General features: G+C 61.6%; 12 protein-coding genes. 5 read left to right on the forward strand and 7 right to left on the reverse strand.

Going from position 1 to position 13,236, the window contains the following annotated elements; genetic code table 11:
• The first annotated feature begins 188 nt into the window (after positions 1–188).
• Both HX792_RS26740 and HX792_RS26745 read left to right on the forward strand, forming a co-directional pair.
• The gene (locus HX792_RS26740) at positions 189–1,319 is read left to right on the forward strand and encodes a carbon-nitrogen hydrolase family protein (protein WP_176998890.1); all 1,131 of its coding nucleotides are present in this window, start codon (positions 189–191) and stop codon (positions 1,317–1,319) included.
• Between the two features lie 4 nt (positions 1,320–1,323).
• Positions 1,324–2,358, forward strand: coding sequence for an AraC family transcriptional regulator (locus HX792_RS26745; RefSeq protein WP_176998891.1), 1,035 nt, complete (start codon positions 1,324–1,326; stop codon positions 2,356–2,358).
• Between the two features lie 8 nt (positions 2,359–2,366).
• Here the strand turns inward: HX792_RS26745 and HX792_RS26750 are convergent, their stop codons facing one another.
• Complete coding sequence (locus HX792_RS26750) at positions 2,367–2,546, reverse strand: hypothetical protein (RefSeq protein ID WP_176998793.1); 180 nt, start codon at positions 2,544–2,546, stop codon at positions 2,367–2,369.
• 144 nt (positions 2,547–2,690) lie between these two features.
• On the opposite strand from HX792_RS26750, the gene HX792_RS26755 reads away from it, so the two are divergent.
• Positions 2,691–3,695 carry a pyruvate dehydrogenase gene (locus HX792_RS26755; protein ID WP_176998892.1) on the forward strand — a complete coding sequence of 335 codons (1,005 nt, stop codon included), beginning with the start codon at positions 2,691–2,693 and terminating at the stop codon, positions 3,693–3,695.
• A gap of 123 nt (positions 3,696–3,818) precedes the next feature.
• On the opposite strand, the gene HX792_RS26760 is transcribed toward HX792_RS26755, so the two are convergent.
• Positions 3,819–4,289, reverse strand: coding sequence for a MarR family winged helix-turn-helix transcriptional regulator (locus HX792_RS26760; RefSeq protein WP_176998893.1), 471 nt, complete (start codon positions 4,287–4,289; stop codon positions 3,819–3,821).
• A 145-nt stretch (positions 4,290–4,434) separates the two neighbouring features.
• On the opposite strand from HX792_RS26760, the gene aceE reads away from it, so the two are divergent.
• A complete protein-coding gene (gene aceE, locus HX792_RS26765; protein WP_176998894.1) occupies positions 4,435–7,095 on the forward strand; it encodes a pyruvate dehydrogenase (acetyl-transferring), homodimeric type in 2,661 nt (886 codons plus the stop codon).
• A gap of 1 nt (position 7,096) precedes the next feature.
• Here the strand turns inward: aceE and HX792_RS26770 are convergent, their stop codons facing one another.
• Together HX792_RS26770 and HX792_RS26775 are read right to left on the reverse strand one after the other, a co-directional pair.
• On the reverse strand, positions 7,097–7,885 hold the full coding sequence (locus HX792_RS26770) for a DUF2242 domain-containing protein (protein WP_176998895.1): 789 nt from the start codon (positions 7,883–7,885) through the stop codon (positions 7,097–7,099).
• A gap of 89 nt (positions 7,886–7,974) precedes the next feature.
• On the reverse strand, positions 7,975–8,874 hold the full coding sequence (locus tag HX792_RS26775; RefSeq protein ID WP_176998896.1) for a LysR substrate-binding domain-containing protein: 900 nt from the start codon (positions 8,872–8,874) through the stop codon (positions 7,975–7,977).
• Between the two features lie 118 nt (positions 8,875–8,992).
• On the opposite strand from HX792_RS26775, the gene HX792_RS26780 reads away from it, so the two are divergent.
• Positions 8,993–10,165 (forward strand): MFS transporter, encoded by a 1,173-nt coding sequence (locus tag HX792_RS26780; RefSeq protein WP_176998897.1) that lies wholly within the window; start codon positions 8,993–8,995, stop codon positions 10,163–10,165.
• Here HX792_RS26780 and HX792_RS26785 read toward each other — a convergent pair.
• From HX792_RS26785 to HX792_RS26795, 3 genes are all read right to left on the reverse strand, one after another.
• Positions 10,145–10,669, reverse strand: coding sequence for a GNAT family N-acetyltransferase (locus tag HX792_RS26785; RefSeq protein WP_176998898.1), 525 nt, complete (start codon positions 10,667–10,669; stop codon positions 10,145–10,147). The genes HX792_RS26780 and HX792_RS26785 overlap by 21 nt on opposite strands.
• Before the next feature lie 99 nt (positions 10,670–10,768).
• Positions 10,769–12,643, reverse strand: a complete 1,875-nt coding sequence (locus HX792_RS26790; RefSeq protein ID WP_176998899.1) for a SurA N-terminal domain-containing protein — start codon at positions 12,641–12,643, stop codon at positions 10,769–10,771.
• Between the two features lie 230 nt (positions 12,644–12,873).
• Positions 12,874–13,146, reverse strand: coding sequence for an HU family DNA-binding protein (locus HX792_RS26795; protein ID WP_003174819.1), 273 nt, complete (start codon positions 13,144–13,146; stop codon positions 12,874–12,876).
• Positions 13,147–13,236 lie beyond the last annotated feature (90 nt).

The raw sequence follows: 13,236 nt of genomic DNA on the forward strand, positions 1-13,236 counted from the left end.
ACGGGACGTGACAGGCTCGAATGGCCTGCCATCGGTTTATGTCCCACAGACTAAGAGGCGCTGGACGACGGCTCAATGACCGAAACTCACAAGTTATTGATCCAAATGCACAGCGCCCCTTGGCAAGCCCCGCCATGGGCCCTACCCTAGTCGGCGAACCCTATACACGGTCTGTTGTCTGTTGCCCCATGCGTAAACTTCTTGCCTTCACCGTCACCATGGCCCTGGTTGCCGCCGTCGCCGCGTATCTGGTCTGGACCCAGGAGCGCCCCGTGGCGCATTACCTGTCGGACCTGCGCATTACCCTGGCCGTGAATGAAGGCCTGCCGGCCGATCGGGGCAACTTGCTGGGCATCCAGCCGGAACTGTTCCCGGCCGACTACCAGAGCCTGGAACGCCTGCACCTGAAGCTCGCGGCCTATCTGCAAAAGGCCCGGGACCAGGGGTTGATCAATCAGAAAACCATCGTGGTGCTGCCCGAACACATCGGCACCTGGCTGATGCTCAGCGGCGAGAAAAACGAGCTGTACCAGGCCACCCACCTTAAAGATGCAATGAACTGGCTGTCGGCCAGCAACCCGTTCCTGTTTGCCCGTGCCTGGATCGGCGCCACCGGCGATAACCGCACCGACGACGCCTACCTGCGCATGAAAGCCAAGGGCATGGCCCGTGATTACCAAACGTTGTTCGGTGGCCTGGCCAAGGAATTTGGCGTGACCCTGGTGGCGGGCTCCATCGCCCTGCCCAACCCGAGCGTTCAAGACGGCCAACTGCATGTCGGCCATGGCGCGCTGTACAACGCCAGCCTGGTGTTCGGTACCGACGGCCTGCCCGTTGGCCAGCCGCAGCGCCAGTTCTACCCGATCTACGATGAGCGCGGGTTTATCGAACCGGGAGATGAAAACATCGTCAGCGTGGTGGATACCCCGGCCGGTCGCCTGGGCGTGTTGATTGGCAGCGACAGCTGGTACCCGGACAACTACCGCAAACTCAATGAGCAAGGCGCACAATTGGTGGCAGTGCCGGCGTTCGTCACCGGCCGCGACACCTGGGATCGCCCTTGGCGCGGCTTTAAAAGTGTCTCGACGCCGACTGAAATCAGCCTCAAGCCCGAAGAACTCAGCGAAGGCGAAGCGTGGCGCCGCCTGACCCTGATCAGCCAACAGCCGGTCAGCCAAGCCACCGCCGGCATGAGCGTGTTCCTGCGCGGGCAGTTCTGGGATTTGGGCACTGCCGGCCACAGCTTCCTCAGCAGCAACGGGCAAGTCACCGCCGACAGCGGCACCCGTGGCGCACGCTTGTTGAATATCTGGTTGTGACACCGTGAAGCCCGTACGCCTGGGGGATCTGTCGGTCGGCTTCGTGCAAGCGCTGGCCGATGCCATCCACAGCCATGGCCTGGACCCGCAACCGCTGCTGCTGCAATACGGCCTTGACCCGGCGCGTCTCGCCGAAGCGGGTGCGCGTTTGTCGATCCCGCGCTACATGCGCCTGGGTCACGCGGCTATCCAGCTCACTGGCGCGCCCAGCCTGGGCTTGCGCATGGGCCAGCTCAGCCGCCTGAGCCAGGCCGGCCTCGCGGGCGTGACGGCCGCCCAGGCGCCCAACGTGCGGGAAGCGGCGCGCACCCTGACCCGTTTCGAAGCGTTGTACGGTTCCAACTATCGCGGGCAGTCGAGCTTTCATGAGGACGCCGAAGGCGCCTGGCTGCGCTTCTATTCCATCAGCCCCTACAACGCCTACAACCGCTTCGTGGTGGACTCGATCATCGCCGGCTGGCTGCACCAATTGTCGAGCCTGGCCCAGCAGCCAGTGCAGGCACAGCGCATTGATATCGAGTTCGAAGCGCCGGACTACAGCGAAGACTACAGCGTGCTGGGCGATGGCCCGTTGCACTTTGGCGCCGAGGCCAACCAACTGCGCCTCAGCCAGCACACCCTGGCCCTGCGCAACCCTCAGCACTGCCCCAGTACCTGGCAGATGCTGCTGCAATTGTGTGAACGGGAGTTGGAGCAGTTGACCCGCACCCGCAGCCTGCGCGAGCGCATTACCCGGTTGCTCGGGCCGATGCTCAATGGCGGCCGGGAACCCGACCTGGAAGAAGTGGCGGCACGCTTGAAGCTGCCAACCTGGACGCTGCGCCGCAAACTGGCCGAAGAAGGCACTCAGTTTCGCGCGATTCTCAACGATACCCGCCGCGATTTGGCCATGACCTACATTCGCGACACGGAACTGGCGTTCGGCGAGATCGCCTACTTGCTCGGTTTTGCCTCGGCCCAGGCATTTCAACGGGCGTTCAGGCGGTGGAACAACCAGACCCCAGGGGAATTTCGCCGCAGTCAGCGGCATTCCGCCTGAAGTCGGTCTTACAGCTCGGTAGCGTCGTCGGCTGGATCCAGTGGATCCATTTCAAACGCGTGGTACTCCAGCAGCTCTTCTTGGTAATCGTCCATGGTGGACTCCTTTTCAGGTTGAAAGCGGTTGCAGATAAATGACCTGCAAACCCAGCCTAAAGTGCCGTGATGACGAAAAAATGTCGACGCCATGACGTTCCTGCACTTGCAGAATAAACGTAGCAGCGTTGCGACGATTTAGCACCTCGGATTTGAGCGACTTTTGCAATCATTGCAATTGCAATCATATGGATATTTCCATTAGGGTATGGCTTTCGCCATCAGGGGGCTCGACCCATGCCCGCTTCAACCGCGCTTTCCGCGCTGCTCTGCATCGATGCATTGAAGGCTGCCGGGCAGTCGCGCCGCTCACCGCTGTCTACCGTCATGGCGATGGCCAATACGTTGGAGTCCAGCCGTCATGCCTGGGTGATTCGCGGCCAGTCACACTCTCGCCGTGCGAACAGCTGGCCGGTTTGGTTCGGACGCAACACCGCGGAAAAACCGCTGTTGTACCTGCACAGTGCCGCGTCTTCTGCGCAGTTGTGTGCACTCTCGGACCAGACGGCGCGGCGTGGCATCCTGTGCAACAGCATCGAGAACCAATCCTCGACCTGGCCCAAAGGCGCACAACCTTCACTGCCGTTGTGGCTCGCTACCCATCCCCACTGCACCCCGTATGACCCGGCTTGCGCAGAAGAAGCCCGCGCGATTGTGCTGGAAGGTTTGCGCCGGCTGTATGTCGACGGCATGCCCGGTTTTTATTACCTGACGCTGCATGACCATGAGAACCCCATGCCGCTCAATACCCAGCAGCGCAAGCACGCACTCAAGGGGATGTACCGGATCACGCCTGACGGCCCGGCCGACGTGCGACTGCTCGGCGCCGGCCGGGCGCTGGAAGCAGTGCTGCACGCTGCGCAATTGCTGGAACAGGATTGGAATATTTCAGCTCAGGTGTGGAGCTGCCCCAGCTATACCCGCCTGGCCCGTGAAGCGGCGGCGGCCGAACGATGGAACCGGCTGCATCCCACAGCGCCCAGGCAGAGCAGCCACTTACGTGATTGCCTGGAAGGCAGCACAGCCCCAGTGATTGCCGTGACCGGCTACCCGCAGGCGATTGTCGATCAGTTGGGCGGGCATGTGAGTGCCAGGTTTGTCGCACTGGGTGCGGGGACGGTGCAGGCGTCGGCGCCGAGCCGGTATTGGATCGTGGTGTCGGCGCTCAAAGCGCTGGCGGATGAAGGGTGTATTGATCTTCAGCAGGTGGAAACAGCGATGGCCCTGTACCCACTCGAATGAACTGGAATGCGGTTAATTGTGGGAGCTGGCTTGCCTGCGATAGCGGTGCATCAGCCAAGAATGTATTGACTAACAGTCCGCTATCGCAGGCAAGCCAGCTCCCACAATGGATCTCCACAGAGGTCAGGGTTTGCGTCGGCTGCGGGGCTGTATACCCGCCTCCATCGCCAATCCCGCCGTGCGCTCCAGGGTGTCGGCAAACAATTGGCGCTGCTCCGGCTCGATCTGCGAGAGGAACAGTTCATCCACTGTGCTTTCGTAGATCTTCCACATCTTTTTGCGCAACACCCGGCCCGCGTCGGTGATCGAGGCAAACGCCGCACGGCCATCACCCTCGGAACGCGAACGCACCACCAGGCCGTCCTTTTCCAGGCGGTCTACCAACCGGGTCAGGTTGTAGCGCTCGATCGCCAGCACATCGGCCAACTCGTGCATGCGGCGGGTGCCGTCGGGGCCGCTTTCCAGGCCCCACAAGGCGTCATACCAGGCATAGGGCGGCAGGTCCGCCTCGGCCAGGCGGCGTTCAATTTCACGGATGACCGTCCTGTGGGCCCTGACAAAACGGAACCAGACATCAGGCTCTTTCGACGACATGCAACACCATCCGGGGGTTTTCAAGAAGGTTGCAATAGTACCTCATCCCACGCTAGATTCTGGCATGTAGTTGCAATTGCAATTACTTTTGCAGCGCTCCCACAAAGAGCCTGCCGCTTGAAATCTGCCTACCCTGGAGCCGCACATGACCACGAATCACGCAGTAAGACCGGACAACGATCCGCAGGAAACCCGCGAATGGCTGGAGTCCATCGAATCGGTGCTGTCCACCGAAGGCCGCCCCCGCGCGCACTACCTGATTGATCAGTTGCTGGATTTCGACGTAGCGCGGCATGGCGACTTCCACGGGCGGGTGACCACACCCTACGTCAACACCCTCCCGCTCGAACGCCAGCTGCCCTACCCCGGTAACCTGTCCATCGAACGCCGTACCAACGCGTTTATCCGCTGGAACGCCATGGCCATGGTGCTGCGCGCCGGCAAACACTCAGGCGTGGGTGGGCATATCGCGACCTACGCGTCAGCCGCCGTGCTGTACGACGTAGGTTTTGACCATTTCTTCCGTGGCCGCACTGACACGTTCGACGGCGACCTGGTGTACATCCAGGGCCACTCATCCCCAGGCATTTACGGTCGCGCCTACCTCGAGGGCCGCATCAGCGAAGTCCAACTGGACAACTTCCGCCGCGAAGCCAGTGGCGATGGCTTGTCGTCCTACCCTCACCCTCGGCTGATGCCGGACTTCTGGCAATTCCCCACTGTGTCCATGGGCCTGGGGCCGATCACCGCGGCCTACCAGGCGCGCTTTATGCGCTACCTGGAACTGCGCGCACTCAAGCAGCACCAAGGGCGCAAGGTGTGGGCCTTCCTCGGTGATGGTGAAATGGACCAGCCGGAATCCCTGGCCGCCATCTCCCTGGCCGGGCGCGAGAAGCTCGACAACCTGATCTTCGTGGTCAACTGCAACCTGCAACGCCTGGACGGCCCCGTGCGCGGCAATGCCAAGGTGATCCAGGAGTTCGAAAGCCTGTACCGCGCCGCCGGCTGGAATGTGATCAAGGTGATCTGGGGCGGCGGTTGGGATGCGCTGCTGGAAAAGGACAAGAGCGGCCTGCTGCGCCAGCGCATGATGGAGTGCGTCGACGGCGATTATCAGAACTACAAATCGCAGAACGGCGCCTACGTACGCGAACATTTCTTCGGCAAGTACCCGGAGTTGCTGGCACTGGTCGCCGATATGTCCGACGACGATATCTGGAAGCTCTCACGGGGCGGGCATGATCCGGACAAGGTCTACAACGCCTACGCGGCCGCCATGCGCCACAAAGGCCAGCCGACGGTGATCCTGGCGAAGACGGTCAAGGGCTTCGGCATGGGCGAAGCCGGCGAAGGCCAAAACATCAACCACCAGCTCAAGAAGATGGGCGCCGACGCCGTCAGGGCCTTTCGCGATCGCTTCGACCTGGACGTGGCGGACGACCAGCTCGACCAGATCCCCTACCTCAAGCCAGCGCCCGACAGCGAAGAGGCGCGCTACTTCGCGGCACGCCGCCAGGCGTTGGGCGGCTACGTACCGGCGCGTCACAGCGCGGTCGAGCCGTTGCAGATTCCCGAGCTGAGCGCTTTCGCCACCCAGCTCAAGGACACCGGCGAGCGCGCGATCTCCACCACCATGGCGTTTGTGCGCATCCTCGGCACCCTGCTCAAGGACCCGAACCTGGGCAAGCTGATCGTGCCCATCGTGCCGGACGAATCGCGCACCTTCGGCATGGAAAGCCTGTTCCGCCAGATCGGCATCCATTCTGCCGTCGGCCAGCTCTACACCCCACAAGACGCCGGGCAACTGAGCTACTACAAAGAGAGCAAAGACGGACAGATCATGCAGGAAGGCCTGAATGAGTCGGGTGCCATTTCTTCCTGGATTGCGGCCAGTACGTCCTACAGCAACCACGGCCTGATGACCGTGCCGTTCTACATTTTCTATTCGATGTTCGGCTTCCAACGAGTCGGCGACCTGGCCTGGGCGGCCGGCGATGCACGGGCCCGTGGCTTCCTGCTGGGCGCCACGGCCGGGCGTACCACGCTGATGGGCGAAGGCTTGCAGCATGACGACGGCCACAGCCATATCCTGTCGTCGGTGATTCCCTGCTGCGTGTCCTATGACCCGACCTTTGCCTACGAGCTGGCGGTGATCATTCGCGAAGGCATGCGGCGCATGTATGTCGAGCAGGAGGACATTTACTACTACATCACCCTGCTCAACGAGAACTACCCACACCCGGCCATGCCCGAAGGTGTCGAGGAAGGGATTCTCAAGGGTATGTACCGGCTAACGGCCAGCGAACAGCCACAGGTGCAGTTGATGGGCAGCGGTTCGATTCTGCGGGAGGTGATCGCCGCCGCCGAATTGCTCGATAAGGATTTTGCCGTACGCAGCAACGTGTGGAGTGTGACCAGCCTCACCGAGTTACGCCGTGACGGGCACCAGGTGGAACGCTGGAACCTGCTGCATCCAGAAAGCGAGCCGCGCGTGAGTTATGTGGAGCAGTGCCTGGCCGACCAGGCTGGGCCGGTGGTGGTGGCGACTGACTACATGAAGTTGTTCGCCGACCAGATTCGCCCATTCGTCAGCGGCCGCCGGTTTGTGGCGCTGGGCACCGACGGTTTCGGGCAATCGGACACCCGGGAAACCTTGCGTGCGTTCTTTGAAGTGGACCGGCACTTCATCGTGCTGGCGGCGCTGAAGGCCCTGGCGGATGACGGCGTGATCGGCCGCGAGAAGGTCGGTGAAGCCATCAGCCGCTACGGGATCGACGTCGACAAGGCCGACCCCGTAGCGGTCTGAGTTATTGCGCAGGCGTTGGCAGGGGCGGAATCGCTTCTGTCGGCGCCGGCAGGCTTGGGTTGGTCGGCGCGGGTGCCGGTGCAGGCTCTTCGTGGGGCACAACCGGTGCCGGCTCGGCAGGCGGTACCACCGGCTCGGACGCGGCCGGCGCGGCCGGTTCTTCCTTCGGCGCCTCGACCTTCTCGGCAACCGGGGCAGCCTTGGGCTCTGGTACACCCAAGTCAGCCTTGGGCTTCTCGGGAATATGTTCGGCCTGCTTCACTTCCTGCGGCAGGAACACATCCACCAGGGCGAAGTAACGCTCGTAGAACTTCGGCGCGGAGACGGTCTCGCTCGCCACTTTCACCATGGAGTCATCGGTGGAGCCGATCGGCATCGACACCGACCCCAACACACCGACGCCCAGGCTCGCGGAGTTGTTGACCTTCTTCAGGGCATAGCGGTCCTGCAAGGCGTTGGCAAACATCGTCGAGTGATTGTTGCCCTTGCCATCATTGGCGCACACCACGTTGAAGCTGATCTGCATGTGGGTTTCGCCGGTTTGCTGGAAGCTCTTGTTACCCACCACCAACTTCGGATCGCTGCTGGTGATGATGTAACCCTGGCTCAACAACGCACGCCGCGCCGCCTCACAGGCAGCCGCATCGCTGACCGGGTAATCACGGGAGAACGTGCCGGAGTCGTCGAAATTCTCATGTTCATAAATAGCGGTCTTGGGTGACGAGCAGCCCGCGGCGCCCGCCAGCACCAGCGCCAACCCGAGGTTACGCAAGTGAAATGATGTCGACATCGAAAATCCTGAGAAAAACAGTCCGGGCGGTATTGTGCAACAGAACGAGGCCTTGGCGCGCGGATTCCTGTCGGTAAAACGTCACAGACCTACGCACCGGTGCCTGCAGGAAAAAGCCCTGCGCACATATGATCAATAAACACGCGCAGTTTGACCGAGGCATGACGGCTGGAGGGCCAGAGCATCCAGAAACTGCCGCGATGCTCCAGGTAATCGTCCAGTACCCGCTGCAAGCGCCCGTCGGCCACGGCCTGCTTGACCATGTAGTCCGGCAGGCAGGCGATGCCCAAGCCTTCGTGTACGACATGGTTGAGTGACTCGATGGTGGTGCTGACCAACGGCGTGCGCAACACCGGTTCGGCGGCGCCGGGGTCGAGCCGCAAGGGCCAGGGCTCCAGTTTGCCCGTCGCGCAGAACTTGTGGCGCAAGCAGGCATGGCGGTTCAAATCCTGGGGCTGCTGCGGCGTGCCGTACTCGCGAAAGTAGGCCGGGGTACCCACCAGCACCAGTTGGTAATGCCCCAGATGACGGGCCATCAGTCGGGAGTCTTCGGGCTTGCCGGTGCGAATCACCGCGTCGAACCCTTCCTCGATCACGTCCACCATGCGGTCAGAGAAATCCACATCCAGTTCGATCTCCGGATAGGCGCGCATGAAGTCACTGAGTACCGGCATCAACAGGCCGCGCACTTGCGGCACGCTGATGCGCAATTTGCCACGGGGCGTGGCGCTGGCCTCGGTGAGCTCGCGCTCGGCAGCCTCGACTTCAGCCAGGATACGCCGCGAGCGCTCCAGAAACAGCGCACCTTCCCCGGTCAGGGTGATGCTGCGCGTACTGCGGTGAAATAAATGCACGCCCAGGCGCTCTTCCATACGCGCGATGGTTTTGCCGATGGCCGAGGATGACACGCCCAGCACACGCCCGGCGACGGTAAAACTGCGAGTCTCGGCCACCTGCACGAAGACCGAAAGGCTGCCCAGACTGTCCATGACAGGTTCCTTGATGATTGCGGACACTAGCGTCCGATAAGTTCGGAACCTTAGCCTGTTTTTCCGCTGACCACAGCCCCCTACTCTGCCGCCTTGCCTTTTGCATGGATCGAGCGCGATGACCTCACTGACCGAATCTCCCGTGACCACCCAGCGGGACACATTGCCATTGGGTGGCCTGCTCGCTTTGGCAAGCGCCGGGTTTATCACCATCCTCACCGAAGCCATGCCTGCAGGGCTGCTGCCGCAGATGGGCGAAGGCCTCGGCGTGTCACCCGCGCTCGTCGGCCAACTGGTCACGCTGTATGCCCTTGGATCACTGCTGGCGGCCATCCCGTTGACACTGCTGACCCGAAGCTGGCGACGCCGGCCATTACTGCTCGTGGCAATCGGTGGCTTTGCACTGGTCAACAGCGTAACGGCCCTTTCCAGTCACTATGGGCTGACCCTGGTCGCACGCTTTTTTGCAGGTGTATTTGCCGGTCTGCTCTGGGCCCTGCTCGCCGGGTATGCCAGCCGAATGGTGGCGCCTCACCTGCAAGGCCGCGCAATCGCGGTGGCAATGCTCGGCGCCCCCTTGGCGCTGTCGCTGGGGGTGCCCGCCGGCACTTTCCTCGGTGCGGCCGTAGGTTGGCGCTTGAGTTTTGCAATCATGACCGGGCTCACGCTGGTGTTGCTGATCTGGGCGCGCCTGCAACTTCCGGACTTCGCTGGCGAGCAGGCGGGTAAACGCCTGGGGCTGCATCAGGTAGTGGCCTTGCCGGGTATTCGTCCGGTGTTGTGGGTGACCTTTACCTACGTGCTGGCCCACAACATTCTCTACACCTACATCGCCCCGCTGCTGGTGCCTGCGGGCATTGCCGCCGATGTCGACCGGGTGCTGCTGGTGTTCGGCCTCGCCGCGCTGTTGAGCATCTGGCTGGCCGGTGTGTTGATTGATCGATGGTTGCGCACATTGCTGCTGATCAGTTGCGCACTGTTTGGGCTGATTGCCTGGGTGCTGGCATTCTGGATCATGCAGCCGGTGGTCATCTACCTCGCCGTGGCCTTGTGGGGTCTGGCGTTCGGCGGGCTGCCGGCTTTGCTGCAAACAGCGCTGGCCAAGTCGGCCGGCGAGTCGGCGGATGCCGCGCAATCGATGCTGGTGACCGTGTGGAACCTGGGCATTGCAGGTGGCGGCTTAGCGGGTGGCGTGTTGCTCCAAGGCTGGGGCGTCGGGGCGTTTGCCTGGGCAGTGGTGCTGCTGATGCTACTGGCCTTTGCCGGCGCGCTAAAGACTGCGCCCCAGTAACTGGCCCGGCCACCCTTCCACGTCGAACGTTGAAAGCCGCTCATAGCCGCAGGATTCATAGAAGCGCACCAGATCGCCGCTCCCGCCGCCGTAGCAATCCACCCGCAAACGCTTCACGCCGGATGCGCGGGCGCGCTCATCGGCAAAGCCCATCAGTTGCCGACCGACGCCGCGCGCACGCTCATCGCGCGCGGCGATCAGCAAGCGCACATACAGCTCCGGCTCGGTTGCCGGTGGCGCATAAGGCATGGGCTCACCCAACACCAGTGCGGCAAGGATGCGGCCGTCGGGGGCTTCGACGACCCACGCATCCGGCATCGCACAGGCTTGCATGACTTGCTCGACGCGCCGAGGCGAAGCCGACCAGGGCTCAGTCCCCCATTGGGCGTCATTGCCCATGCCGACGAACCAGGTGATCACCCCATCAAACACCTGCAACACGGCGGGAACATCCGCCACCCTGGCGCGACGGATCAGCCCACCTTCTCTTCCTTGATCAAACACGCTTGAGACTCCTGGTTCGGCAATAGCGAATAGCCAGTCTAGCGCACATAAAAAAGCCCCCGGTCTTTTCAGGCCGGGGGCTTTTTGTTCAGGCGAGCATCAGAACTTCTTGATGTCAGCCTTGGCTTCCAACTGCTTGCGGTACGCCGCGAAGTCTTGCTGGCCAATACGGGAGGCGAGGAAGCGGCGGTATTGCGCTTTCTCTTCGTCCGTAGGAGCAGCCGCTTCGTTGACGCCGTTCAAGCGCACGATCACCAGGCTACCGTCAGCCAGGGTCACGGTGGTGAAGGTCGGCTTGTCCTTGGCCGCAGGCTTGGGCATGCGGAACAGGGCTTGCAGCACGGCCGGGTCAATCGCTTCCTGGTTGCGGGTAGCCGCTTCGGTCACCTTCCAGGCCTGGCCGTCGATCGGCTGGTTCAGCGGGGTCTTGCCATCACGCAGGCTGGTGATCAACTCGTCAGCATGGGCCTTGGCCGCCGCGCTGGCGCGCTCCTTGGTCATCTGGGTGCGGATCGCCGCAGAGACGCTTTCCAGCGGCAGTTGTGCTGGCTTCAAGTGCTCTTTGGCACGCAGCACGATGATGGTTTCCGGGTCCAGCTCGATAGCCGAACTGTTGGCACCCTCATCCAGCACTTCCGGGCTGAACGCTGCGGTCACCACGGCACGGTTGGCCGCAACACCTTCGCCACCTTCACGGCCAAAGGGCGCGGAGGTGTGCACAGTCAGTTTCAGGTCAGAAGCCGGCTGCGCCAGGTCGGAGGCTTCGAATGCCGCATCTTCCAATTGCTTGGTCGCTTCGACATAACGCTGTTCAACCTGCTGGGTCTTGAGCTCGCGGGTCAGCTTGTCTTTCAGGCTGGCGAACGTTGGCACTTGCGGTGCCTCAACGCCGAGCAACTTGATCAGGTGCCAACCGAAGGAGGTGCGCACCGGTGCCGACACCTGGTCCTTGTTCAAGGCGTACAGGGCGGTTTCGAAGTCCGGGTCGTAGACGCCAGGGCCGGCGAAACCGAGGTCACCGCCATTGTTGGCCGAACCCGGGTCCTGGGAGAACTCCTTGGCCAGGGCTTCGAACTTCTCACCCTTGGCCAGGCGCGCCTGGATCTCTTCGATCTTGGCCTTGGCTTGCGCCTCGGTGACCTTGTCGTTGACTTCAATCAGGATGTGCGCGGCACGACGCTGTTCAGCGAGGTTGGCGGTTTCTTTCTGATAAGCCGCTTGCAGTTCATCGTCCTTGACGGTGACCTGGTCGAAGAAGGAAGACTTCTTCAGCTCCAGATAGTCGATGACCACCTGGTCCGGGGTCATGAACTCTTTGGCGTGCTGGTCGTAGTAAGCCTTGACCTCATCGTCGGTGAGTTTCACCGCAGCAGGGTTGGCCTTGAGATTGACGGTGGCGAAATCGCGGGTCTGTTTTTCCAGACGGGCGAAGGCAAGCACTTCGGCGTCAGTCACAAAGCCACTGCCGGCGATGCCTGCGCGAACCTGACCGATCAGCATTTCCTGGGTCATCATCTGACGGAACTGCATACGGCTGTAGCCCAGCTGACGGATCACCTGGTCAAAGCGTTCGGCGTTGAACTTGCCGTCCACCTGGAATTCCGGAGTTTGCAGGATCACTTGGTCCAGTGCCGCTTCAGAGAAGCCGAACTTGGAATCCGCAGCGCCTTGCAGCAACAGCTTGCGATCGATCAGGCCCTTGAGGGCCGCGTCGCGCAGCAGCTTTTCGTCCAGCAGGGAAGCATCGAAATCCTTGCCCAGCTGTTGCATCAGCTGACGGCGTTGCATATCGACGGCACTGCTGAGTTCGGTCTGGGTGATTTCTTCACCGTTGACCTTGGCAACGTCCTGCTTGTTGTTGGTCGAAGCCTGGAAAATGGCCTCGATACCGGTGAACGCCATCAACGCGACGATGATCCCGATAATGGTCTTGGCAATCCAGCCTTGTGAATTGTCCCTGATATTCTGCAGCATGCGTCCCCCAGAAACGGTTGAACTTCAAAATTGGGCAACCGTGGAGCGTGGGTAGAGTCCGGATAGAAGAAAGGCGCATCCGAGGATGCGCCTTCTCGTAACTGGCGGAGCGGACGGGGGTTTGAACCCACACCCCCGGCGTGGCGACCCGATGGATACTTGGGTCAGCTGCCGCTCCGCTGCCAGGCCGGACGTTCGTCCAACCCGGGTAGGTAAGGCTTGAGCGAAGCTTAGTTAACGGCTTCTTTCAGGGCTTTACCGGCTTTGAAACCTGGTTTCTTGGCAGCAGCGATTTGCAGTGCTTTGCCAGTCTGTGGGTTACGGCCAGTGCGAGCTGGGCGGTCAGTCACAGAGAAAGTACCGAAGCCTACCAGTACCACGGAGTCGCCGGCCTTCAGAGCGCCAGTGACGGATTCGATTACTGCATCCAGCGCACGGCCAGCAGCAGCTTTCGGGATATCAGCGGATGCAGCGATAGCATCAATCAGTTCCGACTTGTTCACTCTAAGTCCCCTTATATATCTATTGAGTATGATTCTAAGTTTTTTGGTGAAAGCAAAAACCAGTGCTGAATGGCCTACAGACACTTAAGA

Origin of the sequence: Pseudomonas sp. B6002 (assembly GCF_013385985.1) — a bacterium.
Taxonomy (GTDB): Bacteria; Pseudomonadota; Gammaproteobacteria; order Pseudomonadales; family Pseudomonadaceae; genus Aquipseudomonas.

Coding starts and splice junctions, on each gene's coding strand:
- HX792_RS26755 (WP_176998892.1), top strand. CDS start 2,691: ATGCCCGCTTCAACCGCGCTTTCCGCGCTGCTCTGCATCGATGCATTG.
- aceE (WP_176998894.1), top strand. CDS start 4,435: ATGACCACGAATCACGCAGTAAGACCGGACAACGATCCGCAGGAAACC.
- HX792_RS26750 (WP_176998793.1), bottom strand. CDS start 2,546: ATGGCGTCGACATTTTTTCGTCATCACGGCACTTTAGGCTGGGTTTGC.
- HX792_RS26775 (WP_176998896.1), bottom strand. CDS start 8,874: ATGGACAGTCTGGGCAGCCTTTCGGTCTTCGTGCAGGTGGCCGAGACT.
- HX792_RS26740 (WP_176998890.1), top strand. CDS start 189: ATGCGTAAACTTCTTGCCTTCACCGTCACCATGGCCCTGGTTGCCGCC.
- HX792_RS26760 (WP_176998893.1), bottom strand. CDS start 4,289: ATGTCGTCGAAAGAGCCTGATGTCTGGTTCCGTTTTGTCAGGGCCCAC.
- HX792_RS26770 (WP_176998895.1), bottom strand. CDS start 7,885: ATGTCGACATCATTTCACTTGCGTAACCTCGGGTTGGCGCTGGTGCTG.
- HX792_RS26790 (WP_176998899.1), bottom strand. CDS start 12,643: ATGCTGCAGAATATCAGGGACAATTCACAAGGCTGGATTGCCAAGACC.
- HX792_RS26780 (WP_176998897.1), top strand. CDS start 8,993: ATGACCTCACTGACCGAATCTCCCGTGACCACCCAGCGGGACACATTG.